This is a genomic window from Kribbella sp. NPDC058245, from assembly GCF_042882005.1.
GTDB lineage: Bacteria > Actinomycetota > Actinomycetes > Propionibacteriales > Kribbellaceae > Kribbella.
Window position 1 is genome coordinate 392,375 of sequence record NZ_JBHVWY010000002.1, and the last position, 25,249, is coordinate 417,623.

Consider the following 25,249-nt stretch of genomic DNA (forward strand, 5'->3'; position numbering starts at 1 on the left):
ACAGGAGAGCGACGATGAATCTGAGCTTCGACCACCTCGGCCTGCTCAGCGACACAGCCGAGAAGAACCAGGACCTGGCCGAGTTCTTCGCCGGCATTCTCGGCCTCGAGATCGACGGCGACGCGAGCCAGGGGTACGCCGAGGTGAAGGCGGGCGCGATCACGATCGCCCTGCACACCGGAGCGATGATCGACGACTTCGGCGCCCACGGCGGCACCCTGCTGCAGTTCCGCAGCGACGACGTCCGCGCCGATGTGGAAGAGATCCGCGGCCGCGGCGGGAAGATCGCCCTCGAGGCGGTCGACACCGATTGGGGCACGACCTCGGCGTACGTCGCCGGTCCGCACGGCGTCCTCGTGGAGCTCTACGAATGGACGACGCGCAAGTAGGTGGTGTCGCGTTTGTGCAGAGTGATCGGCAGTACGACGTTGCGCGGGGCGGCCGGGTTGGCCAGCAGATCGACTGCGGCGCGACCCATGTCGTGGACCGGAAGGGACGCGGCGGCGACGGTGAGCGGAAGGACGCTCGCGGGGCCGGCGTCGTCCATTCCGGCCAGCTCGATGTCGCCGGGGACCTCGTAGCCGAGGTGGGCGAGGTCGCGGGCAGCTGTGGTGACGATGAAGCCGTCTGAGCACAGCAGCACGGTCGGCGGCTCGGAGTGGTTCAGCAGCGCGGCCAACCGAGTCTTGCGGGACTCAGGGGTCAGGAACTGGTGCGTGGTGAGCGCAGTGAGGTCCGGCCGGGTCACAAGGCCGTGGGCGCGGAGCGCTTGCTGGTGACCGCTGAGGCGGTCGCGCACACTGGTGCAGTCGACCTCGCCCCACAGCGTGGCCATCCGTCGGTGCCCTAGCCCGATCAGGTACGTCGTGAGCTCGTAGCCGACGGCGAATTGGTCAGCCAGCACCGCGTCGGTCGGCACATCGGGTTGGTACCGGTCAATCAGCACCACGGGCAGCGAGAGGTCCCGGAGTACCTGCGACGAACCCTCCACTGGGTAGAGCGCGATCCCACTCACTCCGCCGGCCACTGCACGCCGTAGCGCGCGCTCCTGGAGTTCCAGCGAGCCCTTGCTGTCATAGAGGACCAGCTCGAACCCCAACTCCTCGCACCGCGACTCCACGCCGCTGATGATGCCCTCCTTCACCGGCCCTTGCCCGTGAATCACCAGCGCGACAGCACGCCGCCGTACCGGCGCAGGTGCCGACTCTGCAACCGGACGCTCGGCGACGAACGTCCCACGCCCCTGCTGCCGGACCAGCACCCCCTCGGCGACCAGATCGTTCAGCGCGCGGATCGCAGTCGTCGTGCTGACGCCGTACCGCTCACAGACCTCGCGCTGGGTGATGAACGGCCGGTCCGGGGTGTGACCGCCCTGGGCGATCAGTGCGAGCAGTTCCCGCTTCACCTGCTCGTACCTCGGGAGCATGTGCACCGCCCTCGGATCCTTTGCCGCGTTAATGCATTAAACCCTACGGGGGGATCCGCTAGTCGGTGTGGCGGGTGCGGTAGTTGCCGACCTTGTGGCGGTTGCCGCACCGCTGCATCGAGCACCAGCGGCGGTTGCCGGGGCGTGAGGTGTCGTAGAACATCAGGGCGCAGTTGTTGCCTTCGCACATCCGGAGACGAACGACCTTGTCGCTGCCGATGATGTCGATCAGGTCCTGGGCGGCTGCACCCAGGACCTGACGCATGGTGATGGGGGTACGGCGGCGGATCCGGCCGGTCTCGTCGAGCTCGGCGAGCGGCGGTTCGCCGACCGTGGCGTTGATGAGCGCGCGATCCTCGGGGGCCAGCTGCCGCGTGGTGATGCCGGGCAGCGTCTTCGCGTCGGGGATCAGGCCTGGTACGACGTGCCACAACGTCGCGCGGAATTCCTTCAGTCTTGCCAGGTCCGCTTTGGTGACTCGGACATCGTCCGCGGTGAAGGGCAGGTCGGCCGCGAGGTAGGACTCAGCCAACCAGGCGGCCGCTTCGTCAGGGGTGTGCAGGAGTTCGTAGCGGTCCCAGGGCGGCGGACCGCCGCTGAGGATCAGCTCCAGCGCGAAGCTGCCCGGATCGAAGGCGTGGCTCACCCCGTCCGTGCCGGTCAGACGCCTTGCCCCTGGCTTCATGTAACCACTATAGTCGGTGTCTCACACCGGTTTAACCAGTTACAGGAGCTTTCATGTCCGTCACGGAGACCCTGCTCGACCTCGAAGACCAGCTGTGGCGCGCGAACCGGGAAGGCGACGGATCGTTCTACGCCCACTGGCTGCGCGACGACGCGCTGGCCGTCAGCAAGTACGGCATCATCGACAAGACCGCCGCCGTCCCCGGGATCCAGGCCAACCACAATCCCTACCTGAAGACCCCGCGGACGGACGAGAAGGTGATCGTCGTCGACGACCACACCGCGATCGTCACCTACCGCGTCGAGGTCACCGTCCTACTGGACGGCCAGGAACAGCAGTTCCCGTCGTACGCGAGCACCGTGTGGAACAACGGTTCCGGCGACTGGCGCGTCATCTTCCACCAGCAGACGGCCCTCTAGACAGCAGCAAGTAGGGCGTCGTCGAGTTCCTTGAGGAGCTTGGCCTTGGGGCGGGCGCCGACAACCGCCCAGATCGGCTGACCGTGATGGAAGAGCATCAGGGTCGGCAGGGCCATCACGCGATACGCGGCGGAGACGGCCGGGTTCTCGTCCGCGTTGAGCTTGACGACCGTGAGCTGATCGTTGCGCTCGGCACCTATCTGGGTGAGGACCGGCAGGATCTGGTGGCACGGCCCGCACCACTGGGCCCAGAACTCCACGAGCACCGGCTTGTCGGAGCGCAGTACCAGTTCGTCGAAGGTGGTCTCGTCGACTGATTGCAGGTCACTCATGATCGGTTCGTCCTCCAGCTCTCGGCATCGGTCAGGAGGTCGGTCAGCCTGGACCGCAGATCGGTGAGCTCAGCGATCCGCTGATCCACCTCGGCGATCCGGATCCGGTACGCCGTCAGCGACGCCGGGCACACGTCGGCCCGGTCGTTACCGGCGCGCAGGCACTCGATGAACGGGTACGTCTGCTCCGCGGTCAGGCCAAGGCTCAGCAACGCCTTCACCTCCCGCACGATCACCACGTCCTCGGCGTCGTACGCGCGGTACCCGTTCGGCTCGCGGCGCGGCTTCAGCAACCCCTGCGACTCGTAGTACCGCACCGCCTTGATCGTCACGCCGGCCGCTTCCGCCAAGTCCCCGATCCGCATCCCGCCTCCTCTGCCTAGACGCTAAACCCTGCCCCCAGGGTCAAGGTCAAGCCTAGGCTTCGTCGATGCTGCCGTCGAAGCCGCAGCGTTGACACTCGGGGTTGGTGCCCCGGTAGTCGTGCACGTAGCTCCGCGACTGCTGCGCTCTGCACACCGTGCAGGCCACGATCTTCAGGCAGTCGTCACCGGTCTGCTCCTGGTACACGTGCGCGACGTCCGTCTTCTGCTCACCGCACTCCGCACAGGTGAAGACCGCCGTACAAGAATTGCCAGCAGATCTGCGCGGGGCTCCCCAGTCGTGGAACGCCTCCGCCTGCATCTCCAGCTCGCATCGCTTGCAGCGCCGAACCTGCTCGCAGGGATGGCCATCGGAGCGCATGCTCCACGCGTCGACCCGATGGAACGTCAACCGGCACAACAGCGGCCGGCTTGCCTGGAGTTGAGACATCAGGCATTCTCCGTCGCACCACGCCTCGCCGTCCACCTCCAGGAGCGCAGTTGAGCGCACACCTCGGCACGTTCACCGCACCGGGCCTCCCCGCCGACGGACGGCTCGTCGAACGTACGGCGGTCCGCGGCGTGCTGTTCGACGGGCCGCGATTGTTGTTTCAAGTTCCCCGGGGGCGGAGTAGAGGCGGGTGAGTCGTTCGCGGTGGCGCTGGTGCGCGAGTTCCAGGAGGAGTGCGGGTACGACGGAGTCGTGGTCGGCGCGGAGCTGGGCACGACTCGGGAAGATGTGCCGGCCGAGGAGGCGGAGTACGACGTGTTCGGCATGACGTCGTACTACTTCGCCTGCGCAGGCGGCACGGCCATGGGTGCCCAGCAACTGGAGGACTACGAAGCTGAGCTCGAACTGACACCGCGGTGGGTCACCGTCGCCGAGGCTTTGGCAGCCAACCGCGGTGTGCTGGAGAGCGGTGTCGGCGTGACGCGGTGGTTGGTGCGGGAGACCGCCGTACTCAGCTGGCTGAACGCACGAACTGGGTGAGCCACTCCCCCAGGACCTTGGCGCTGGCGTCGACCATGGCGGGCCAGTCGAAGGCGGCGTCGTCGGCTGAGTCGGAGACGTGCTTGACGACCTTCACCGGTACGCCGAACTCGCGGCAGGCGTAGACGACGCCGTACGCCTCCATGTCCACCAGGTGCGCCCGCTCGGCCAGCCGATCCCGTACGGCGGGGTCGGCCACGAACACGTCGCCGGATGCCAGCACCGTCCCGTCACCGCCGTCGACCGGCAACTCCTCCTGCGGATCAAGCCCGATCGCCCGGATCGCCTCGGCGTTCAGGTCGTGGTTGATCACCGAGCTCGGCAGGTAGATCCCGGACAGCCCGTCGCGCAACGCGCCCGTCGTACCGACGTTCAGGACGACGAGGTCCGAGGTATCACGCGCTGCCAGCCACCGCGCCATGGCAACCGCCGCCTGCGTCTTGCCGACGCCAGTGAGCAGCACCGGTAATCCCTCCGGGACATACCTAGCCTCACCCGGCACCGCACTCACCACGACGTATTCGGTCACGCGGAGAGGTTACCGGAGGTCGACTCTCGCGCCTTAACCACGAGCCTGTCGAGATCCCGGCCCCCGCCGTACCGCCATCCATCGGGCGACGCCGGGGCGAACTCCATCTCGACCTCGTTCAAGGCCGCAATGAGCCCGTCAGCACGTCCGCGACTCCACGGCTCTCCGTCGCCGGTACGAAGGTTCTCGATGTCCACGGAGTCGCTCCCGGTCGTTCAGCCGACGGTGACGGTGGGTTCGCCGGTGCTGGTGGTCTCGCCCATTTCTTCGGCGATGCGCATGGCTTCTTCGATCAGGGTCTCGACGATCTTGGACTCGGGGACGGTCTTGATGACCTCGCCCTTGACGAAGATCTGGCCCTTGCCGTTGCCGGAGGCAACACCGAGGTCGGCCTCGCGGGCCTCGCCGGGACCGTTCACGACGCAGCCCATGACGGCGACGCGGAGCGGGACCTCCATGCCTTCGAGGCCGGCGGTGACCTGCTCGGCCAGCGTGTAGACGTCCACCTGGGCGCGGCCGCAGGAGGGGCAGGAGACGATCTCGAGCTTGCGCTCGCGCAGGTTCAGCGACTGCAGGATCTGCAGGCCGACCTTGACCTCCTCGACCGGCGGGGCCGACAGCGAGACGCGGATGGTGTCGCCGATGCCCTTGGAGAGCAGCGCGCCGAACGCGGTCGCGGACTTGATCGTGCCCTGGAAGGCCGGGCCGGCCTCGGTGACGCCGAGGTGCAGCGGCCAGTCGCCTCGCTCGGACAGCAGCTCGTAGGCGCGGACCATGATCACGGGGTCGTTGTGCTTCACCGAGATCTTGAAGTCGTGGAAGTCGTGCTCCTCGAACAGCGAGGCCTCCCAGACCGCGGACTCGACCAGCGCCTCGGGCGTGGCCTTGCCGTACTTCTTCAGCAGTCGCGGGTCGAGCGAGCCGGCGTTGACGCCGATCCGGATCGAGGTGCCGTGGTCCTTGGCGGCGGCCGCGATCTCCTTGACCTGGTCGTCGAACTTGCGGATGTTGCCCGGGTTCACCCGGACCGCCGCGCAGCCGGCCTCGATCGCGGCGAACACGTACTTCGGCTGGAAGTGGATGTCGGCGATCACCGGGATCTGCGAGTGCTGCGCGATCTCCGGCAACGCGTCGGCGTCGTCCTGCGACGGGCAGGCGACCCGGACGATGTCGCAGCCTGCCGCGGTCAGCTCCGCGATCTGCTGCAGCGTGGTGTTGACGTCGGAGGTCAGGGTCGTCGTCATCGACTGCACCGAGACCGGCGCGTCGCCACCGACCAGCACCTTGCCCACCTTGATCTGGCGGGTCTTACGGCGCGGGGCCAGGACGGGCGGCGGCAGCGCGGGCATACCCAGGGAGATGCTCATGGTTCCTTACTCGTTAAGTGGGAGTCAGCCGTTGAACAGACGGATCGGGTTCACGATGTCGGCGATGACGAGCAGCACACCCATCACCACGATCACACTCGCCATCACGTAGGCGATCGGGAGCAGCTTGGCGACGTCGACATACCCGGGGTCGGGGCGGCCGAACAGCTTCGCGAAGCCGCGCCGGATCCCTTCCCAGATCGCGCCGATCATGTGGCCACCGTCCAGCGGCAGCAGCGGGATGAAGTTGAACAGGGCAAGGAAGAGGTTGAGCGAGGCCAGCAGCGTGATCAGGGCATAGAGCTTCTGGCCGACGCTGAGGTCACTGGAGGCCACCTCGCCGGCCACCCGGCTGGCACCGACGACGCTCATCGGGCTGTCCTGGTCCCGCTCGCCGCCGACGATCGACTTGGCCACCCCGACCAGCTTCTCGGGGAAGCGGCCGAGCGCCTTGACGGTGAGGACGGTCATCTCGCCCATCTGGTCGACCACGTAGCCGGGGCCCTGACGCACGATCTTCATCTCCGGCGAGACGCCGAGGAAGCCGACCGAGACGATCTTGTCCGACCCGGCCTTCTCGGTGACCTGGTTGACGATCGTCTTGGTCTGCAGGGTCTGCTGCGCACCGTTGCGCTCGACAACGATCGTGGCCGGCTTGTCGGTGTTCGCGCGGATCAGCGGGGTGAGCTGGTCCCAGCTGGAGATCTGGGTGCCGTTGAACGACACGATCCGGTCGCCGACCTGGAAGCCGGCGGTCTTGGCCGGCGACACCTTGTCAGTGTCGGTGCACTTGCGGTCCGCGGTGGCCTGGCTGGCCGGGATCACGCAGTCGGTGACGGTGGAGACGGTCGTCTGCGCGACATTGGCGCCGTACAGCATGAAGAGGCCGCCGAAGAGCAGGAACGCGATCACGACGTTGACCAGCGGGCCGGAGGCCATCACGATCAGCTTCTGCCACCACGGCTTCTGGTAGAACAGGCGGCCGTCGTCGGCGGGGTCGATCGTCTCGTACTCCGCGGTGCGCGCGTTTTCCGCGATCGACTGGATCGGGCCGGTGCTCGCCTTGCGTACCTTCGCGGGGTCCTGTCCCTTCGCCGGCGGCATCATCCCGATGATCCGGACGAAGCCACCGGCCGGGATCGCCTTGAAGCCGTACTCGGTCTCGCCCCGCTTGGTCGACCAGACCGTCCGGCCGAAGCCGACGAAGAACTGGGTGACCTTCATCCCGAACGCCTTGGCCGGGAGCATGTGACCCATCTCGTGCAGCGCCACCGACACGATGATGCCGACGGCGAAGACCACGATGCCGAGGATGTTGAGCAAGACGGTCATGCGTTGGTGGTCTCCTGTACTCCAGTGATCTCGCGCGCCCGGGTCCGCGCCCAGGCGTCTGCCGCGAGGACGTCGTCGACGGACAGCTCCTCGTACGAGGGTACGTCGTGATCGGTCAGCACCTGAGCGACTGTGTCGACGATCGCCAGGAACGGCAGCCGGCCGTCGCGGAAGGCCTGCACGCAGACCTCGTTGGCCGCGTTGAAGACGGCCGGGGCAGTCCCGCCGAGCGTCCCGGCCTCCCGGGCCAGGCCGACGGCGGGGAACGCCTCGTCGTCGAGCGGCAGGAACTGCCAGCTGCTCGCGGTGGCCCAGTCCCAGGGCGGCGACGCGTCCGGTATCCGGTCGGGCCAGCCGATCCCGAGGGCGATCGGGAGCGTCATCGTCGGCGGCGAGACCTGCGCGATCGTCGAGCCGTCGTGGAACTCGACCATCGAGTGCACCGCCTGCTGCGGGTGGACGACGACGTCCACGCGGTCCATCGGGATGCCGAAGAGCAGGTGCGCCTCGATCAGTTCGAGTCCCTTGTTGACCAGGGTCGCGGAGTTGATCGTCACGACCGGGCCCATCGCGAAGTTCGGGTGGGCGAGCGCCTGGTCGACGGTGACGTTCGCGAGTTCGGACCGCTTGCGGCCGAGGAAGGGACCACCGCTCGCGGTCAGGAGCAACCGTCGTACCTCGTCTGAAGCCCCGCCACGGAGGCACTGCGCGATCGCACTGTGCTCGGAGTCGACCGGCACGATCTGGCCGGGCTTCACCCGCCGCGTGACGACGGGGCCGCCGATGACGAGAGACTCCTTGTTGGCCAGCGCGAGAGTGTTCCCCGCGTCGAGCGCAGCCAGCGTCGGACGCAGACCGACCGAGCCGGTGATGCCATTCAGTACGACGTCGCACGGGGTCGCGGCCAGTTCGCTCGACGCATCCGGACCGGTGATGATCTTCGGGATGCGGAACTCGCCCTGCGCGTACCCCTGGCGCTGCGCCTCGGCGTAGAACGCCAGCTGCAGATCCTGCGCCACTGTGGCCTTCGCCACCGCGACCACCTCGACCTCGAACGCCAGCGCCTGTTCCGCCAGCAGTCCGACGTTGTCGCCGCCGGCCGACAACCCGAGCACCCGGAACCGGTCGCGATTGCGTCCGATCAGCTCAAGGGCTTGAGTGCCGATCGAACCGGTCGAGCCGAGGATGACGACGGAGCGCGGGTTCACACCGCCATTGTCCCAGGTGGTGGTGTGAGCTGTAACCGTCGCCCCGGAGTAAACGGCGTACCGTTGTCCCATGAGTCTGGAGCAGCCGCCGCCCAGTCAACGGGCCTCTGACAAAGACCGCGAGCGCGCCGCCTCCGTACTTCAGGAAGCGCACACCGACGGCCGCCTCGACTTCCAGGAGCTGGACGAGCGCCTGACCCAGGTGTACTCGGCGAAGACCCAGCTCGAACTGCGCGACGCGACCGCGGACCTGGTCCCGGTCCGCGACACCAGCAGGCCGGCCGAGGTGACGATCCGCGCCACTCACAGTTCGCAGAAGCGTGAGGGCGCCTGGCACGTCCCCGAGCGCGTCGGTGCCGAACTGGTGCACTCCTCAGCGCGCCTCGACTTCACCGACGCCGCCGTGCAGTGGCCCGAGGTGGCCGTCACCGCGAACCTCACCCACAGCTCGATCACGATGATCGTCCCCATCGGCTGGTCCGTCACTCTCGACGACGTCGAACTCCACGGCGGCTCCGTCTCGAACAAGACCGCCCCCGCCGGACCGAACGCCGTACACCTGATCGTGAACGGCAGCGCCCGCTACAGCTCCCTGACCGTCCGCCACCCCCGCAAACGCCACTGGTGGTGGCCCTGGTACCGCAAGTGACCTAAACCTCGTTCGCGGTGGTCTGGTTGCCGATACCGTGAGCGCATGACCGTTTCGCTGGATCTTGTGGACGTGGACTCGTTGCTCACCTCGGAGGAGGTCGACGTCCGTACGGCGGCTCGGCGGTTCGCGGACGAGCGGTTGCGGCCTTCGTTGCCGGAGTGGTTCGAGAGCGCGAGTATTCCGGCGCGGGAGCTGGCCAAGGAGTTGGGGGCGCTCGGGTTCCTGGGCATGCACCTGACCGGGTACGGGTGTGCGGGACTGGGGCCAGTGGCTTACGGGCTGGCGTGTCTGGAGATCGAGGCGGCCGACTCGGGGATGCGGTCGCTGGTCTCGGTGCAGGGGTCGCTGGCGATGTACGCGATCTGGAAGTACGGCAGTGACGAGCAGAAGAACGAGTGGCTGCCCCGGATGTCCGCGGGTGAGGCGATCGGGTGCTTCGGGCTGACCGAGCCCGACTTCGGCTCCAACCCCGGTGGGATGCGCACCAACGCGCGGCGCGACGGTGACGACTGGGTGCTGAACGGGTCGAAGATGTGGATCACCAACGGGTCAGTGGCCGACGTGGCGGTGGTGTGGGCACGGACCGACGAGGGCGTGCGCGGATTCGTCGTACCGACGGCGACACCCGGCTTCTCCGCTCCGGAGATCAAGGTGAAGATGTCGCTGCGGGCCTCTGTCACGTCAGAGCTGGTGCTATCAGATGTGCGGCTGCCGGCGAATGCTGTGCTGCCTGAGGCGCGTGGGCTGTCGGGTCCGTTGGGCTGCCTGAACGAGGCGCGCTTCGGCATCATCTTCGGCGCGATGGGCGCAGCCCGCGACTGCCTGGAGACGGCGATCGCGTACGCCAACGAGCGGACCGTCTTCGACAAGCCGCTGTCCGGCTACCAGCTCACCCAGGCCAAGATCGCCGACATGGCGGTTGAGCTCAACAAGGGCATCCTGCTGGCCGTCCACCTCGGCCGGCTGAAGGAGAAGGGCTCGCTGCGCCCGGAGCAGGTCAGCGTCGGCAAGCTCAACAACACCCGCGAGGCCATTGGCATCGCCCGCGAGTGCCGCACCATCCTCGCCGCCAACGGCATCAGCGGCGAGTACCCGATCATGCGGCACGCCAACAACCTCGAGTCCGTCCTCACCTACGAGGGCACCTCCGAGATCCACCAGCTCGTCATCGGCCAAGCCCTCACCGGCCAAAACGCCTTCCGCTGACCACATGCTCGCCGAACCCCCGGTCGACCGCGAAGCACTGCTCACAGCGATCAGTACGTCGTACGGCGTATCTGGCGAGCTAACGTTCATCCCGCTCGGCTGGGGCTCGGTCTGCTACCGCCTAGACGAGAGGTACTTCGTCAAACTCTGGACCACGCCCGACGACGCGACCAACGCACTCATCCGCTTTCCGTTGGTCGCGCAACTGCGGGGCTCCGGTTTCCGCGTGCCCTACGCGATTCCAACCGGCACTGGTGAGCTTTCCATCACCACCTCCGACGGCGTCGTCGCCTTGTTTCCGCTCTTGCCGGGCAGGTCGCCTGAGGAGTGGACCGTCCCACTGCTCCACGAACTCGGCAGGGTGCTGGCGAGACTCCATTCGGTCGTTCCGACCTCAACACTCCTCCGCGAGGACTTCGCCGTACCGCACCAGCCACAACGCGAACGGCTCCTACGGCTGCAGAGCACAGTACGACGATTACCGGAGCAGATGGTCGTCTGTCACACCGACCTGCACGGTGGGAACCTGTTGGTGGACGACTCCGGACAACTGAGTCTGCTCGACTGGGAAGGCGCTCGATGGGCTCCGCCTGAGTGCGAGCTGGCTCTTCTCCTCCAGGCAGAGCAGCCTGTCGACGCGCGTCAGCTCAAGCATGTGCTGGAGACCTATCCGGCTGATGTTCCACTGCACCTCGACTTGTTCGCGTTCTTCCTGCTGCGGCGCTACGTGGCCGACTACTCGGCGCGGGCCTGGCGGCTGAAGCAGAGCGGTCTGACGGCTGCGGACGAGGCTGAAGCGCGCGAGGGGATGGTGACGTGGGGATCGGCGCAGTGGGAGGCGTTGGATCGAACGCTCGAACTAGTGCGTGATGTGTTGCGCATGCGGGAGTGACGGGACGGGTACAGTGAGTTAGGACCGCTACTCCACGTCACGGGGCCAGGAAGTTCCGAGAGGAGTCAGGCATGCGTATCGGAGTCGGAATCGCACTCGTCACGGTCGGGGCGATCATTGCGTTCGCTGTTCGCGACACGTCGGACAGCCTGAACCTCCACGCCCTGGGGATCATCATCATGCTGGCCGGCGCTGCCGGCATCTGGCTGTCCTACCGGCTGGCCAATCCGCGCACCCGCGAGGAGGCCACGATGCTGAAGCCCCAGGTCGAGCAGCAGTACAGCGTCGCGCCGCACGAGAAGGTCGCCGAGACCGTGATCGACGTGACGCCGACCCATCTGCGCGACGATCACAACGACTTGAGCAAGTAGTCGCATTCATCGGCATCTGACCGTACGACGGTCCCGTCCGCGGCCCGCTCGGTCCACTCGGCAGCCTTCGGGCCACCGGCCTGGCGGGCGAAGTACGTGCTCGGCGATTTACTGCACGGTCGGGCCGCTGCACCTGGCCGATGGGGCATGCTCTTCGCCGCGCACCGGCTCGGCCGGTGCCGGGATGCTCAACTGGAAAGAAACCTTCCAGTTGCCGGAGGCATCGATGCCCGACCGACCGATCATGGTGGTTTCACCTCATCTCGACGACGCCGTACTGAGCATTGGCGCGACACTGGCTGCCTTGACCGGCCGGGGTCGCGACGTGACCGTCTGCACGGTGTTCGCCGGTGAACCGGCGCCGCCGTACTCGGAGTTCGCTCACGCGTTCCACACCATCTGCGGGCTCGGCGACGACGCCGTGATCCGGCGGCATCACGAGGACCGCAAGGCCACCGAGATCATCGGAGCACAGTCGCTCCATCTGCCCTTCCTGGACTCGATCTACCGGCAGGACGAGAACGGTTGGCTCTTCGAGTCCTTTGATTCCTTGTTCGAGCCCACGACGGACGACGTACTGGTCGAAGAGATCGCTCAGGCCGTCCACAAGGCGTTCGGCGATGAGTGGCCGGCCGAACTCTGGACCTGCGCGGCCTTCGGCGACCATGTCGATCATCGGCTCACCCGGGACGCGGTCACCCTGCTGGCGCGGGAGTACAACCTGAAGCTGGTGTTGTGGGAGGACTTCCCCTACGCAGCCGGGCAGGCGAACTCCGCAGTCGGCCGGCCGGTACCCGTGCCCGACGTGACACCGGCGCATCTGCAGCAGAAGCTGGACGCCGTCGCCCGCTACCCGTCGCAGCTCGCCATGCTGTACGGCGCGGAGCGGGACTGGCGCGAAGGCAAGACTCTGGATTGGCGTTCAGAGCTGCTCGACCATGCGGCCGATCGCCTCGAGCACGGCGGCTACGAGCTGCTCTGGGACGCTACTTCGCGACCTCGGTAGCCCGCGACTCCCGTACGACGGTGACCCGGATCTGGCCCGGGTAGGTGAGCTCTTCCTCGACCTGTTTGGCGATGTCGCGCGCCATCACCTGCGCGGCGATGTCGTCGACGGCGTCCGGCAGCACCATCACCCGGATCTCCCGGCCGGCCTGCATCGCGAAGACCTTCTCGACTCCGTCGTGGTGCATCGCGATCTCCTCGAGCCGCTCGAGCCGCTGCACGTAGGCCTCCAGCGACTCACGCCGCGCGCCCGGGCGACCACCGCTGACCGCGTCCGCGGCCTGGGTCAGCACCGCCTCGACGGTCCGCACCTCGACCTCGTTGTGGTGCGCCTCGATGCAGTGCACGACGTCGTCGTTCTCGCCCCACTTGCGCGCCAGGTCGGCACCGACGATCGCGTGACTGCCCTCGGACTCGTGCGTGAGCGCCTTGCCGATGTCGTGCAGGAACGCGCCGCGCTTGCACAGCTTCGGATCGAGCCCGAGCTCGGCCGCCATCATCCCGGCGATGTGCGCGGACTCGATCAGGTGCTTGAGCACGTTCTGCCCGTACGACGTCCGGTAACGCAGCAGGCCCATCGTCCGGATCAGCTCCGGGTGCAGATCGGTGATCCCGACCTCGGCCATCGCGTCCTCGGCCGCCCGCTCGCACAGCTCGGCGACTTCGCCCTTGCTGCGCTCGTAGATCTCCTCGATCCGGCTCGGGTGGATCCGCCCGTCCAGGACCAGCGAGTCCAGGGTCAGCCGCGCGGTCTCCCGCCGTACCGGGTCGAAGCACGACAGCAGCACGGCTTCAGGGGTGTCGTCGATGATCAGGTTCACGCCGGTGGTCTGCTCGAACGAGCGGATGTTCCGCCCCTCGCGGCCGATGATCCGGCCCTTCATGTCGTCGCTGGGCAGATGCACCACCGACACCACGGACTCACTCGTCTGCTCCGATGCCAGTCGTTGCACGGCCCCGGTGATGATCTTGCGCGCTTTGGTCTCGCCCTCGTCGAGCGCCTGCCGCTCGATGTCGCGAACGATCGTGTGCGCGTGCCGCTTCGCCTCGGCCTCGATCGACGCGACCAGCTCGGCCCGCGCCTGCTCGGTGGTCAGGTTCGCGACGCCTTCGAGGATCCGACGGCGTTCCTCCTCGAGGTCCTTGATCTCCGCCTTGCGCTGATCCAGCTCGGCCAGCTGCGCGGTCAGCTCGACCTGCCGCTCCTCGCCCTGGCGGTGCTGCTCGTCGATCCGCTCCTCGCGCTCGGTCAGCCGGTGATCACGCCGCTCCATCTCCAGCCGCTGCTCCCGGAGGTCGTCACGGATCGACTGCGCCTCCGCCTCGGCCTCCCGCCGTACGTCGGCTGCCCGCTGCTCGGCATCCCGCCGTACCTCCGAAGCCCGGTCCTCCGCGGCGCGGCGAATCTCCTCCGCGCGCTGCTCAGAGGTCTCCGCCCGCACCCGCAGGACGGCGGCCTCCTCCTCGGCCTGGCGCTTGATCAGCTCGGCCTGGGACTTGGCGCCCGACGTGATCGTGCTCGCCTCGAGCTGGGCGTTCGCCAGCGCCGCGGTGTTGTCGGCGGCCTTGCGGCGGGAGAGTGTGAAGCCGATCCAGGCCAGCAGACCTGTGATCACCAGACCGATTACGGTCAGGCCGGCGGAGCTCGCCATCGGCAACATCGGCCTCTCCCCTCGTCGAGTCACGCACCGGGCGGGACTGTGTCAGTCGGTCGAAGGGGTCACGCAGTGTCACCGGGTACGGCGACTCGCCCTACCGGCAACGGGGGCATCGTCGCCAGCGGTTCTCCGGACAACGTCTGTGCGGTCGCACCGTCCGGTACCTGTCCTGGCCGCCGGAGCGCCGTCGATCCGGCGGCATGTGCAGATCGCCGCCGATCCAGTCAGCTCGCTATAACCGCCACCGTGAGGTGGAGTGATCCCTTCGTATTCCCGAGGCTAGGCGTGCCCCACCACCCGGTCAAGACGGACACTCACCCACGCCTCGACCGCATTCGCGACCCATTCGCATCCACAGACCAGCCATCTCACTGGTCCACCGATGCCAGGCGTGCGCCGCGGTCGCGGCGCCGCCCTCAGCGCTACGGAACGACTACTGTCCGCAGTCGACTACTCCCGTGGACCTGGGAGGCCGGTCGCGGTTCCACCGGTCTCAGCGCCCGCGGTGGAGGAGCCGGCCGAGGCCGCGTCTCCTGCCTCGGGCACCTCGCCGCCCACGGTCCAGCTCTCAGGATCTGCCGGCGCGGCGTCTTCCTCGGCGCCGGCTGCATCTTCTTCAGCGCCAGCCGCATCTTCTGCTGCGCCAGCCGCGTCTTCTTCAGCTCCAGCGGCGTCTTCTGCTGCGCCAGCGGCGTCTTCTTCAGCGCCTACGGCGTCGTCGGCCGCTCCGGCCGTGTCAGCTGCGGGGGTCGTGGCGTCCGTCGGTTGCGGCGCGCTGTCGGCCGCGGTGGTCTCACCAGTTTGGGAGTCGACGAAAGAGCCGACCTTTTCCTGTACCGCGTCGACCTTGGCCGCGTACTTCCCACCAGTCTGCTGGTCGATCAGATCGCCGGCTTTCGTGACGCCGGCCTTGATCTTGTCCGGGTTCTGCTTGACGACGTTCCGGAGCCAGTTCTTCGCCTGTTCCTGGAATTCGTTCATTGCACCCTCCGCGGTGTGTCAGGGGCGGATCGACGGAAAATCCCCAGCGTACGGTCCCAGCCAAAACAACTGAGTCCTCTTCGGATAACACACCGTTGCAACCGACCCGTCAACGCCCCTCGCCGCCGACACCGTCACGGATTCAGCCGGCGAGCGCCCGGCTGGTCGGTGTCTCCCGGCCCGAATAGTCCCCCGGCCGCCCCTCGAACAGCACCGTTCCACCGTGCCGGCCCGGTCCGGGCCCGAGGTCGATCAGCCAATCGGCCCGCCGGATCACCTCCAGATTGTGCTCGACCACGACCACGCTGTGCCCGTGCTCGACCAGCCGGTCCAGCACCCCGAGCAGCGTCTCGACGTCGTCCAGGTGCAGCCCGGTCGTCGGTTCATCCAGCACGTACGTCGTACTGTCGTCTGCCGCGCTGAGCTCCTTCGCGATTTTCACCCGCTGGCATTCCCCACCGGAAAGCGTGTCCAGCGACTGGCCCAGCCGTAAATATCCCAGCCCGACCGCCGCCAGCTGCCGCAGTCCGCGCGCGATCCCGGCATCGGAAAACTCGGTGATCGCCTGGTCGATCGTCAGCTCGCCGACATCCGCGATCGAATACCCGTTCACCAGGTAGGTCAGGGATTCCGGCGAAAAACGCCGTCCGCCACACGCCGGGCAAACAACCTCCTGGCCTTCCATAAAGGCGAGATCGGTCCGCAGCACACCCAGCCCGCGGCACTCCGGACAAGCACCGGCCGAATTCGCACTGAACGTCGCCACCGGTACGCCGTTGCGCTGGGCAAACAGCTTCCGAATCGCCGGCGCGATCCCGGTATACGTGACCGGCGTCGACCGCCGGCTCGTCCCGACCGCCTTCTGATCGATCACCACCGCCGGGCACTGCGCCACCAACTCGGCCGCCAAACTCGACTTCCCCGACCCCGCGACGCCGGTCAGCACCGTCATCACGCCGGCCGGAATCCGCACCGTCACATCCCGCAGGTTGTTCCGTACGGCGTTCGCCACCACCAACTCCCCCACTCCCGACCGAGCCCGCTCATCCACCAGCAGCCCACCGCGCTCATCGGCCCGCCTCAGGGCCCGGCCCGTCGGGGTCTCCGCCGCCCGGAGTTCGTCGTACGGGCCCTGGAACACCACGCGCCCACCCGCGGCGCCGGCTTCCGGTCCGACCTCGATGATCTGGTCCGCGTGCCGCATCACCGCCGGGTCGTGCTCCACCACGAGCACGCTGTTCCCGCTGTCGCGCAACTGCTCGAGCAACGCGATCATCGACTCCACATCGGTCGGATGCAGGCCGACGGTCGGCTCATCGACGACGTACGTCAGCTCCGTCAGGCTCGAGCCCAGCTGCTTCACCGTCTTGATCCGCTGCGACTCCCCACCCGACAAACTCGTCGTCGCCCGCGCGAGCGCCAGATACCCGAGCCCGATGGTGACCATTGCCTCCAGCCGTTCGGTGAGTGCCGCCACCACCGGCGCGACAGCCGGTACGTCGATCCCCCGCACGAACTCCAGCAGCTCAGTGATCTCCCACCGCGCCAACTCACCGATCGTCCACCCGTCCACGGTCGCGGTCCGCGCGTCCTTCGCGAGCCGATCGCCGTCGCACTCCGGGCAGGCACCCGACTGCGTGAACCTCTGAATCGCCTCCTGCTTACGCTCCGAGAGGTTGTCCGCGGTGTGCAGGTAGATGCGCTCGAACCGCTCGACCACACCCTCGTAGTCCTTCGGCAGCTTGCGACCCAGCTCGGCCGCAGCGCGTCCGCCGTACAGGAGTGCCTCGCGCTCGCCCTTCGACCACTCGCGCAGTGGGGTGTCGATGTCGAACGCGCCGATGTCGGCGTACTGCGAGTACCAGTACTTGCCCGGCCCGAAGCCAGGCAGCCTGATGGCTCCCTGGTTGAGCGACTTGTCGAGGTCGAGGAATCGGTCGACGGCGCTCACCACGACCTCGCCGAGCCCCGAGCAGGCCGGGCACATCCCGCTCGGGTCGTTGAACGAGAACCGGTTCGACTCACCGACGTACGGCTCGCTGAGTCGCGAGAACAGCAGCCGCAGGTACGTCCACGCATCCGTCACTGTGCCGACCGTCGATCGCGCGTTGCCGCCGATCCGGCGCTGGTCGATCACGATCACCGGCGTCAGGCCGTCGATGTGGTCGACCTCCGGTCGCGTCCACTTCGGCAGCCGGTTCCGCGCGAACGGCGGGAACGTCTCGTTCAGCTGAAACCCCGCCTCGGCGGCGATCGTGTCGAACACCAGCGACGACTTCCCCGACCCTGAGCGCCCGACGAACACCACCAACTGATTCCGCGGTACGTCGAGGTCGACGTCCGCGAGATTGTTGGTCCGGGCCCGGCGCAAGGTGATGGCTCGTTGGTTCATAGGGACGACGCTATGAGCAGATGTGGCCGGATTCTGGCCGCATCTTTTGTCATCATGGGTGGATGGCCGATGTCACCGCTCGCATGCTCGCGCTGCTGTCGACGCTGCAGACCGGGCGCTCGTTCAGCGGCGACGAGCTGGTGCAGCGCCTCGGTACCAGCCCCCGCACGCTGCGCCGCGACGTCGACCGGCTGCGCGGCTACGGCTATCCGGTGGAGACCCAGCCCGGTCCTGGCGGCTACTACCGGCTCACTGCGGGGCGCACGATGCCGCCGCTGGTGCTGGACGACGACGAGGCGGTCGCGACGCTGCTCGCGCTGGCGTCACTGGGCTCGGTCGGCTCGTCGGCCGAGGGTGGGATCGACGATGCGGCCACGCGGGCCTACGGGAAGGTCGACCAGTTCCTGCCGGCCCGGCTTCGCTCCCGGGCCGTCGCAGTCCGGGAGAGCGTGGAGACGAGTCATCAGGACGCGCCGAGCGTGCCGGCCGAGCAACTCGGCGAGCTCGCTGAAGCCATCGGACGCCAGGAGCAGATCTCGTTCGCCTACCGCAGTGCGCGCGGCTCCGAGACGATCCGCCGCGTTGAGCCGCACCGGCAGATCCACCATCTGCTGCGCTGGTACCTGCTCGCCTGGGACCTCGCCCGCGACGACTGGCGCGTCTTCCGCGTCGACCGCATCAACGACCTACGCCGCAGCACAACCCGCTACACCGCGCGTCCCCTGCCGGCCGACTCGGCCACGGCCTACCTCCGCGAGGGTCTCCACAAGGCGAAGCACGCCGTCCGCCTCGTCATCGACGCGCCGGCGGAGGCAGTCATCGACGCCTTCAAGTACCAGGACGCCGAGATCCAGGCAGTGGGTCCCACCACGACCGAACTCACTGTCGCCCTGGACACCTGGCACTGGCTTCTACTGCCGCTGGCGTTTCTCGACGTCAGCTACCGCATCGTCGGCGCGCCACCCGACTTCGCCGCCGCCTATCGATCCTTCGCCGAGCGTCTCCTCGAGGCGAGTACGTCTTTCGCTTCTGCTGCTGGGGCGAAGACCAGCCAGCCGTCGAGCAGGGCGTCCCTGAGGACAGGCTCGGAGACCTGATCCAGCTCGACCAGTACGGCGGCGTAGTTGTCGAAATGCGGGATCGTGAAGAAGCCGTCGTCCGAACGGGCTGTCAGGACCGCTTCCTTCTCGCCCAGGTCCTCGACCCGGATCGCGAGAATCGGCTCGGCCGGCGGGGTCTCGTCGCCGAAGCGCTTCAGATCCGCCTTGCTGTACGGGCGTTCCCAGGCATACGCCTTGCCGCCGACCGCCCAGGTGCGATGTCCGTGCCGCGTGGTCTCCTCGGTCCCGGGCAGCTCCGCGACCAGCCGCTCGACATCCTCCAGGCTCGCCATCACTCGACCTCGATTCCCGACGAATCCAGCAACGGAAACTCTTCGTGGGACGCGTCGAGCTCCTGCTTGATGATGCTCATCGCCATCCCACCGGGATAGCCCTTGCGGGCCAGCATCCCCAGCAAACGTCGCATGGCGACCTGCCGATCCAGCGAACGCACCGACCGCAGCTTCTTCCGAACCAGCTCCCGAGCCTTCTCTTCCTCCTGCTCAGGAGCAAGCTCCTCCAGCGCATCCCGCGACAGCTCGTCGTCCACCCCGCGCCGCCGCAGCTCCTGCGCCAGCGCCCGCTTCCCCAGCCCACGCCCCCGGTGCCGCGACTCCACCCAGGCCGTCGCGAACGCCGCATCATCGATCAGCCCGACCTCGGTGAACCGATCCAGCACCTCATCGGCCACCTCGTCCGGAATCCCGCGCTCCGCCAGCACATCCGCCAGCTCCGCCCGAGTCCGCGGTTGCCCCGACAACTTGTCCAGCAAGATCCCCCGCGCCACCTGCGCCGGATCAGACTCCCCATCCATACCCACATCCACCGGTGGCTCATCCCTCTCATCCCGCCGCCGACGCCCACCCCCTACCGGCCGCCGAGCCCCCAACCCCCGCCGAACCCCACTCCGCTCCCCCGAACCACTCCCACCCGATCCCCAGCCCCCACCCGAACCACCAAACCCGCGCCCAGACCCCGCCCCACGAGTCCCCCCAGCCCCACGCGAACCACGAGCCCCACCGGCCTCGCTGTCCTCGCTGTCCTCGCTCAGCCCAAGAGCCCCACTCGACCCACGAGCTTCAGCAACCCCGTCCGCCCCGTCCAGATCCTGAGCCTCATCAACCCCACCAGCCCTGCGAGCCCCACCCGCCTTGCCAACCCCACCGGAACCACAAGTCTCAGCGGACTCATTGGCCTCATCGACAGCACGAGCCCCAGCCACCCCGCTAGCCCCACGCGATGCGATGGCCCCGTTAGCCCCACGGGCCTCGGGTGCCGCACATGCCTCAGGCTCGGGTACGGCAGTTCCGTCAGCCTCGGCCACCACAGTCGCCTCGCGCTCGGCCACCGCGGGCGTCGCAAGGTCGGTCACCAGAGGCGTCTCCCGCTCGGTCAGCACAGACGCCTCAGCCTCCGACGGTGCACGCACCTTGGATCTGGACCCCGCGCGCGTCTCGGGCACGGACTGCGGTCGCGGCTCAGGCACGGACGTGTTCATCTCAGCGTCGGTTGCGCCCTCATCAGGTACGTCAGACCTGGCTGACTCGGGATCCCCCGCGCGGGCGGCGCTGCGGGCTGAGGTGCTTCGGGGCGGCTTGCTTGCCATTGGGGTGGGGGCGACCGTTGCGCCGTCACCCCATGGGTCGAATGGCTCGGCGACATCTCCTACCTCAGAGTCCCCAGCCTCTCGCGAGGTGGCATCTCCACCGCCCTCGCCGCCTCCCGCAAACGCTTTAGCCTCGGCCAGGTAGTCAGTGGCAACCGTCCGCCGAATCCCAGTACTCCGCCGCCGCGTACTCCCCGGGTCATCCCCGGCAAAGTCCTCGTCCAGGTCACCCCACGGATCAGCCGTCTGAGCAGCAGTCGGGCGGGCAGCTCTTCGCTTACCAGCTCCGGCCCCAGCGTCGTCCCCGAGCTTCTCGTCGGGCACCTGCTCACGCCGAGCCGAACCACGCTCCCGAGCGGGCTCCGCCGCTGGCCCGCCAGCCGCCGTACGGCGAGCGCCCGACGCGCGCGCACCACCAGCACGCCCGCCGGAACCACGGGCCGCGCCAGACTTCCGCGCTGTCCCCTCTGCCGCTCCGGCCCCCACATCCGAACCAGCGGCGCCCGCAGGGCTCGCAGAGCCGGAGGCGGCTGCGCGACCGCGCCCGCGTGCGGCGGGAGCGGCCGGCGTACTTGCTGCACCGTCGAGCGCCGCCGCGCCGCGAGCCAAAAGCTCGCGGGCGTAGGCGAGGCGCTCTTCGTGTGGGAGAGACAGCGCCGCGGGGGCAGCTTCGGCGGGTGAGTGCCGAGGATCGCTGCCGCCCGCGGTGGGTCGATCAGAAGTCGACATCGACCTCGGCCGTGGCCTTGGGGTCGGCCGGCGCGTCCAGCGTCGGGCCGATGCCCATCTTCTCCTTGATCTTCTTCTCCAGCTCGTTGGCCAGATCGGGGTTGTCGCGCAGGAAGTTCCGCGCGTTCTCCCGGCCCTGACCGAGCTGGTCGCTCTCGTAGGTGAACCACGCACCGGCCTTGCGGACGAAGCCCTGGTCGACACCGAGGTCGAGCAGGCTGCCCTCGCGGCTGATGCCCTGGCCGTAGATGATGTCGAACTCGGCCTGCTTGAACGGCGGGGCCACCTTGTTCTTCACGACCTTGACGCGGGTCCGGTTACCGACCACGTCGGTGCCGTCCTTGAGCGACTCGATCCGGCGCACGTCGAGGCGCACCGACGCGTAGAACTTCAGCGCCTTACCACCGGTCGTGGTCTCCGGGGAGCCGAACATCACGCCGATCTTCTCGCGCAGCTGGTTGATGAAGATCGCGGTGGTGTTCGTCCCGCTGACCGCACCGGTCATCTTTCGCAGCGCCTGGCTCATCAGCCGGGCCTGCAGACCGACGTGGCTGTCACCCATCTCGCCCTCGATCTCGGCCCGGGGCACCAGCGCGGCCACCGAGTCGATCACGACGATGTCGATCGCGCCGGAGCGGACCAGCATGTCGGCGATCTCGAGCGCCTGCTCACCGGAGTCGGGCTGCGAGACCAGCAGCGCGTCGGTGTCGACACCCAGCTTCTTCGCGTAGTCCGGGTCGAGGGCGTGCTCGGCGTCGATGAAGGCGGCGATGCCGCCGGCGCGCTGGGCGTTCGCCACCGCGTGCAGGGCGACCGTCGTCTTACCGGAGGATTCCGGGCCGTAGATCTCCACGACGCGACCGCGCGGCAGACCGCCGATCCCGAGCGCGATGTCGAGCGCGATCGAACCGGTCGGGATGACCTCGATCGGCGGCCTGTTCTGCTCGCCCAAACGCATCACCGAGCCCTTGCCACACGCGCGCTCGATCTGCGTCAGCGCGGTCGCAAGCGCCTTCTCGCGATCGGCTTCCTTGCGCTCCGCGCTCGCTGTTGCACCAGCCATCTGACTGCCACCTGACCCATCTCGTCATTGGGGCGAACTTCCCAGCCGCCCGGAGGATTTCCATCTCGCCAGAGAAGATATTCGGCGCCACGGACAGTTTTCGCCGCCACCGCGAATCTGTGGACAACCCGACCGTCCGCCGCCCTTCCCAGGAGCACAAACTATCCCGAACACCTGTTCGAATCACAAACTGACACGCCGAAGGTTGCCAAGCCGGCCGGACTGGCCCACCGGGTCCCTACTCTTGCGGGCGTGACCGACCGTCCGGACGTCCCCGATTCCGCCGTCGTCCTCGCCCTCAGCCGGGTCGAGTTCGGCATCGACTCCGTCCTGGACGCGCTTCGCACCCAGGATCCGTTCGGCATCCGCAGCCTGCTCACCGAGTACTCCGCCCAGGAGCGTCCCAACCTGGCCGAGCGGGGCCTGATCCTGGCGATCGACCGGCTGCTGCAGATGAAGGTCCCCGGTCATGCCGAGTGGCCGACGCTGCCGCTGGCCAAGCGCTGCGACTGGTGGGTCGAGCGGCTCGGTGGGTTCGCCGCCGTGATCGCGGGCCTGCCCCGGATCAGCGGCGCCGCGGCCGACCGGCTGCCGATCAAGGACACCCTGGGCGCCTCCGTCCAGGCGATGGTGATCGGTGCGGTCTGCCGCGAGTACGGCGTCGAGGCCCATGCCGACCGGACCGCGGTCATCGCCCGCGTCCTCACCGACCGCCCGATCACCCCGGACGACGTCCTCCAGTACGACGACCCGACCATCGCGGGCCAGGATGTCGCCAAGCAGCTCGGCATCGGTGACGACTCCGAGGAGGCCGGACTGCGCAAGGGAGTCCGGCTGGTCTGGCGGATCAGCAAGCTGCTCGGCGGGCTCGGCGAGGTCTTCGAGGACCGTCCGCGCGGCAGTCTGGGTGCGCGGTTCATCGGCCAGTTGCCCGGGATCGGAGTGGTCGGCGGGTTCTTCGACGAGCGCAAGGGCATCCGCAAAGCGGCGTACAAGGCAGCGGATCTGCTCACCACCGGCACATTCCGGGTCAAGCCGCTCTGATCGACCGGGGACTGCGCGGCTGGGATGATCAGGTCATGAACGCGATCGCCATCGTGCGCCCCGACGACACCTGGCCGGCCCAGTTCGAGAAGACCGCGCAGACGGTCCGGGGTGTGCTCGACGAGCTGGCCCAGCGAATCGACCACATCGGCTCGACGTCGGTGCCCGGGCTACCGGCCAAGGACATCCTCGACATGCAGGTGACGGTCGCCGCGGAGCCGGACCTGGACGAGGCCGTCGAGCGGATGGTCGCCGCGAACTGGGACTTCCGTCAGAAGGCCCAGCGCGACCATCCGGTGCCCGGACTGCCCGAGGACGAGCATCAGTGGGTGAAGCGACTTGTGGTCGAGCCCATGTACCGGCGCCGGGTGAATCTGCACATCCGCGTGGCCGGTCGCGCCAACCAGCGCTATGCGTTGCTGTTCCGCGACTACCTGCGCAGCCACCCGGAGACAGCGCAGGCGTACGGCGAGTTCAAGCGCCGCGCAGCCGCCTTGCCGTTCGACAACGTCGGCGACTACGCGGACCTCAAGGACCCGGTCTGCGACCTGATCTACCTTCCCGCGGAGGAGTGGGCCACCCGCACGGGCTGGGCCGTCTGAGCGCCGCTCAGCGCTCGCTGGCTGGGAGCCGCAGGTGCGCCCACACCGCTCGCCAGACGGTCTTCGCGGCTTCACCGTCGGCCAGGGCCTCGATGACCGTGCGGCCGTCCAGCTCCTCCACCACCTGGGTCTCGGCCCAGGTCCGTGCGTACGCGGGACCCAGATGATGGTCCATGCGGGTCCAGAATTCGGTCAGTCTCATGCGGGCCCGTCGTTGTCCTTCGGAGGCTGCTGGCTCCATCCGCCCTGCTGAGGCGGCTGCTGCCCGTACGGCGGTCCCTGAGGGGGCGGCGGCCCCCACTGACCGGGCTGTGGCTGACCCGGGTACTGCGGCTGTCCGGGCTGCGGCCCCGGGTACGGCGCCTGCCCCTGACCCGGCTGGGGTCCGGGCTGACCGCCGTACTGTCCGGGCTGACCCTGACCGGGCTGCGGGCCGTACTGACCCGGCTGGCCGTACTGGCCAGGGCCTTGGCCCGGACCCTGCGGCGGGTACTGCTGGCCGGGACCGTAGCCCGGCTGACCGCCGTACTGAGGTCCCCACTGGCCCGGCTGCGGCTGTCCCGGATACTGCTGGCCCGGATACTGCCCGTAGCCCTGCTGCGCCTTGGCCTTGCGGCCGCGCAGCACGAAGAAGACGACAGCGCCGGCCGCGAGCAGCAACAGCACCACGATGAGGATGATCGCCCAGACCGGGAACCCGCCGCCGGCCTTCGAGGTCAGCGAGATGTTGCCCAGCTTGTCGATGCTGTCGTACGTCGCCGTCCGGCCGTCGACCTTCGCCCCGTTGTCGTGCTCGAGAATCGTGCCCGGCATGGTGATCTTGAAGTTCACCTGCGGCTGCTGCCCAGCGCCGACCAGCGAGCTGAGATCGGGCGCCTGAACCGTGACGGTGACCTTGCCGTCGGCCTTGCGGAAGTTGACCCCGTCACCGCTCGACTGGCCCATCTTCTCGAACGGCACGCTGTCGAGCGTGCACTTCTCGCCGACGGTCCGGTCGTCGTCGACGGCGCTGCAGGTCACGCCGTCCGTGGTCAGCTGCTTGATGCTGGTAGCGATCTGCTGCTGGATCTTCTCCACCGACTGGCCACTGGCCGTCAGCAGTTGCTTGTCGACGCCGATCTGCATCGTCCCGGAGACGGTCTCGTCCGATCCGACCTTGAGGTCGGCATCGAACGTCCCGCACCCGGCGAGGGCGAACAGACAGGCCACGACGATCGCGGCACGGACGCGTTTCATCATGTCTCCGATCATTCCAGACCGTTCCGACAACCATCACATCGGACGAGTGGCGACCACG

At 68.1% G+C, this 25,249-nt stretch carries 27 protein-coding genes and 1 pseudogene; 11 read left to right on the top strand and 17 right to left on the bottom strand.

Annotated features, from left to right (window positions below; translation table 11 throughout):
• Nucleotides 1-14 precede the first annotated feature (14 nt).
• Nucleotides 15-389: a VOC family protein gene (locus tag ACFVWG_RS05350; protein ID WP_391541894.1), complete on the top strand. Its 375-nt coding sequence runs from the start codon at nt 15-17 to the stop codon at nt 387-389.
• On the opposite strand, the gene ACFVWG_RS05355 is transcribed toward ACFVWG_RS05350, so the two are convergent.
• Together ACFVWG_RS05355 and ACFVWG_RS05360 are read right to left on the bottom strand one after the other, a co-directional pair.
• Nucleotides 365-1,405 (bottom strand): LacI family DNA-binding transcriptional regulator, encoded by a 1,041-nt coding sequence (locus ACFVWG_RS05355; RefSeq protein WP_391541895.1) that lies wholly within the window; start codon nt 1,403-1,405, stop codon nt 365-367. The genes ACFVWG_RS05350 and ACFVWG_RS05355 overlap by 25 nt on opposite strands.
• 79 nt (nt 1,406-1,484) lie before the next feature.
• On the bottom strand, nt 1,485-2,111 hold the full coding sequence (locus tag ACFVWG_RS05360) for a CGNR zinc finger domain-containing protein (protein ID WP_391541896.1): 627 nt from the start codon (nt 2,109-2,111) through the stop codon (nt 1,485-1,487).
• A gap of 53 nt (nt 2,112-2,164) precedes the next feature.
• Between ACFVWG_RS05360 and ACFVWG_RS05365 the strand changes: the two genes are divergently transcribed.
• The gene (locus tag ACFVWG_RS05365; RefSeq protein ID WP_391541897.1) at nt 2,165-2,530 is read left to right on the top strand and encodes a nuclear transport factor 2 family protein; all 366 of its coding nucleotides are present in this window, start codon (nt 2,165-2,167) and stop codon (nt 2,528-2,530) included.
• Here the strand turns inward: ACFVWG_RS05365 and trxA are convergent.
• From trxA to ACFVWG_RS05380, 3 genes are read right to left on the bottom strand one after another with little or no spacing between them, the layout of a single operon-like run.
• Entirely contained in the window at nt 2,527-2,862 is a 336-nt protein-coding gene (gene trxA, locus ACFVWG_RS05370) for a thioredoxin (RefSeq protein WP_391541898.1), read from the bottom strand. The genes ACFVWG_RS05365 and trxA overlap by 4 nt on opposite strands.
• Nucleotides 2,859-3,227, bottom strand: a complete 369-nt coding sequence (locus ACFVWG_RS05375; RefSeq protein WP_391541899.1) for a MerR family transcriptional regulator — start codon at nt 3,225-3,227, stop codon at nt 2,859-2,861. The genes trxA and ACFVWG_RS05375 overlap by 4 nt, the downstream gene beginning before the upstream one ends.
• Before the next feature lie 52 nt (nt 3,228-3,279).
• Nucleotides 3,280-3,675 (bottom strand): hypothetical protein, encoded by a 396-nt coding sequence (locus ACFVWG_RS05380; protein WP_391541900.1) that lies wholly within the window; start codon nt 3,673-3,675, stop codon nt 3,280-3,282.
• 129 nt (nt 3,676-3,804) lie between these two features.
• Here ACFVWG_RS05380 and ACFVWG_RS05385 point away from each other — a divergent pair.
• Nucleotides 3,805-4,215: pseudogene (locus ACFVWG_RS05385) on the top strand (NUDIX domain-containing protein); the annotation flags it as partial.
• On the opposite strand, the gene ACFVWG_RS05390 reads toward ACFVWG_RS05385, so the two are convergent.
• From ACFVWG_RS05390 to dxr, 4 genes are all read right to left on the bottom strand, one after another.
• Nucleotides 4,187-4,744: a nucleosidase gene (locus ACFVWG_RS05390; RefSeq protein WP_391541901.1), complete on the bottom strand. Its 558-nt coding sequence runs from the start codon at nt 4,742-4,744 to the stop codon at nt 4,187-4,189. The pseudogene ACFVWG_RS05385 and the gene ACFVWG_RS05390 sit on opposite strands and share 29 nt — an antisense overlap.
• Before the next feature lie 215 nt (nt 4,745-4,959).
• Nucleotides 4,960-6,111 (bottom strand): flavodoxin-dependent (E)-4-hydroxy-3-methylbut-2-enyl-diphosphate synthase, encoded by a 1,152-nt coding sequence (ispG, locus tag ACFVWG_RS05395; protein WP_391541902.1) that lies wholly within the window; start codon nt 6,109-6,111, stop codon nt 4,960-4,962.
• Between the two features lie 24 nt (nt 6,112-6,135).
• A complete protein-coding gene (locus ACFVWG_RS05400) occupies nt 6,136-7,443 on the bottom strand; it encodes a M50 family metallopeptidase (RefSeq protein ID WP_391541903.1) in 1,308 nt (435 codons plus the stop codon).
• Nucleotides 7,440-8,651, bottom strand: coding sequence for a 1-deoxy-D-xylulose-5-phosphate reductoisomerase (gene dxr / locus ACFVWG_RS05405; protein WP_391541904.1), 1,212 nt, complete (start codon nt 8,649-8,651; stop codon nt 7,440-7,442). Before dxr ends, ACFVWG_RS05400 begins: the two co-directional genes overlap by 4 nt.
• A gap of 70 nt (nt 8,652-8,721) precedes the next feature.
• Here dxr and ACFVWG_RS05410 point away from each other — a divergent pair, with 70 nt between their 5' ends.
• The 5 genes from ACFVWG_RS05410 to ACFVWG_RS05430 all read left to right on the top strand — a co-directional run bounded on the left by ACFVWG_RS05410 (nt 8,722) and on the right by ACFVWG_RS05430 (nt 12,778).
• Nucleotides 8,722-9,300, top strand: coding sequence for a DUF1707 domain-containing protein (locus tag ACFVWG_RS05410; RefSeq protein WP_391541905.1), 579 nt, complete (start codon nt 8,722-8,724; stop codon nt 9,298-9,300).
• Nucleotides 9,301-9,345: 45 nt separating this feature from the next.
• On the top strand, nt 9,346-10,509 hold the full coding sequence (locus tag ACFVWG_RS05415; protein ID WP_391541906.1) for an acyl-CoA dehydrogenase family protein: 1,164 nt from the start codon (nt 9,346-9,348) through the stop codon (nt 10,507-10,509).
• A 4-nt stretch (nt 10,510-10,513) separates the two neighbouring features.
• Nucleotides 10,514-11,401 carry a phosphotransferase enzyme family protein gene (locus tag ACFVWG_RS05420; protein ID WP_391541907.1) on the top strand — a complete coding sequence of 296 codons (888 nt, stop codon included), beginning with the start codon at nt 10,514-10,516 and terminating at the stop codon, nt 11,399-11,401.
• Nucleotides 11,402-11,472: 71 nt separating this feature from the next.
• Nucleotides 11,473-11,772, top strand: a complete 300-nt coding sequence (locus ACFVWG_RS05425; protein ID WP_391541908.1) for a DUF6458 family protein — start codon at nt 11,473-11,475, stop codon at nt 11,770-11,772.
• A 226-nt stretch (nt 11,773-11,998) separates the two neighbouring features.
• A complete protein-coding gene (locus tag ACFVWG_RS05430) occupies nt 11,999-12,778 on the top strand; it encodes a PIG-L deacetylase family protein (protein ID WP_391541909.1) in 780 nt (259 codons plus the stop codon).
• Here ACFVWG_RS05430 and rny read toward each other — a convergent pair.
• The 3 genes from rny to ACFVWG_RS05445 form a co-directional block, all read right to left on the bottom strand.
• Nucleotides 12,759-14,438 (bottom strand): ribonuclease Y, encoded by a 1,680-nt coding sequence (gene rny, locus ACFVWG_RS05435; RefSeq protein ID WP_391541910.1) that lies wholly within the window; start codon nt 14,436-14,438, stop codon nt 12,759-12,761. The two genes, ACFVWG_RS05430 and rny, sit on opposite strands and share 20 nt — an antisense overlap.
• 447 nt (nt 14,439-14,885) lie before the next feature.
• Nucleotides 14,886-15,416: an antitoxin gene (locus ACFVWG_RS05440; protein ID WP_391541911.1), complete on the bottom strand. Its 531-nt coding sequence runs from the start codon at nt 15,414-15,416 to the stop codon at nt 14,886-14,888.
• Between the two features lie 142 nt (nt 15,417-15,558).
• Nucleotides 15,559-17,808, bottom strand: coding sequence for an ATP-binding cassette domain-containing protein (locus ACFVWG_RS05445; protein WP_391541912.1), 2,250 nt, complete (start codon nt 17,806-17,808; stop codon nt 15,559-15,561).
• 62 nt (nt 17,809-17,870) lie between these two features.
• On the opposite strand from ACFVWG_RS05445, the gene ACFVWG_RS05450 reads away from it, so the two are divergent.
• On the top strand, nt 17,871-18,905 hold the full coding sequence (locus ACFVWG_RS05450; protein WP_391541913.1) for a helix-turn-helix transcriptional regulator: 1,035 nt from the start codon (nt 17,871-17,873) through the stop codon (nt 18,903-18,905).
• On the opposite strand, the gene ACFVWG_RS05455 is transcribed toward ACFVWG_RS05450, so the two are convergent.
• The 3 genes from ACFVWG_RS05455 to recA form a co-directional block, all read right to left on the bottom strand.
• A complete protein-coding gene (locus ACFVWG_RS05455) occupies nt 18,788-19,201 on the bottom strand; it encodes a hypothetical protein (protein WP_391541914.1) in 414 nt (137 codons plus the stop codon). The genes ACFVWG_RS05450 and ACFVWG_RS05455 overlap by 118 nt on opposite strands.
• Complete coding sequence (locus ACFVWG_RS05460) at nt 19,201-19,722, bottom strand: regulatory protein RecX (RefSeq protein WP_391541915.1); 522 nt, start codon at nt 19,720-19,722, stop codon at nt 19,201-19,203. The genes ACFVWG_RS05455 and ACFVWG_RS05460 overlap by 1 nt, the downstream gene beginning before the upstream one ends.
• Before the next feature lie 1,507 nt (nt 19,723-21,229).
• The gene (recA, locus tag ACFVWG_RS05465) at nt 21,230-22,306 is read right to left on the bottom strand and encodes a recombinase RecA (RefSeq protein WP_391541916.1); all 1,077 of its coding nucleotides are present in this window, start codon (nt 22,304-22,306) and stop codon (nt 21,230-21,232) included.
• A gap of 252 nt (nt 22,307-22,558) precedes the next feature.
• On the opposite strand from recA, the gene ACFVWG_RS05470 reads away from it, so the two are divergent.
• Together ACFVWG_RS05470 and ACFVWG_RS05475 are read left to right on the top strand one after the other, a co-directional pair.
• Complete coding sequence (locus ACFVWG_RS05470; protein WP_391541917.1) at nt 22,559-23,350, top strand: hypothetical protein; 792 nt, start codon at nt 22,559-22,561, stop codon at nt 23,348-23,350.
• Between the two features lie 35 nt (nt 23,351-23,385).
• The gene (locus ACFVWG_RS05475; protein ID WP_391541918.1) at nt 23,386-23,952 is read left to right on the top strand and encodes a GrpB family protein; all 567 of its coding nucleotides are present in this window, start codon (nt 23,386-23,388) and stop codon (nt 23,950-23,952) included.
• Nucleotides 23,953-23,959: 7 nt separating this feature from the next.
• Here ACFVWG_RS05475 and ACFVWG_RS05480 read toward each other — a convergent pair whose 3' ends face one another.
• Together ACFVWG_RS05480 and ACFVWG_RS05485 are read right to left on the bottom strand one after the other, a co-directional pair.
• Nucleotides 23,960-24,154, bottom strand: a complete 195-nt coding sequence (locus ACFVWG_RS05480) for a DUF3046 domain-containing protein (protein WP_391541919.1) — start codon at nt 24,152-24,154, stop codon at nt 23,960-23,962.
• Nucleotides 24,151-25,188, bottom strand: coding sequence for an LppM family (lipo)protein (locus tag ACFVWG_RS05485; RefSeq protein WP_391541920.1), 1,038 nt, complete (start codon nt 25,186-25,188; stop codon nt 24,151-24,153). Before ACFVWG_RS05485 ends, ACFVWG_RS05480 begins: the two co-directional genes overlap by 4 nt.
• Nucleotides 25,189-25,249: the final 61 nt, after the last annotated feature.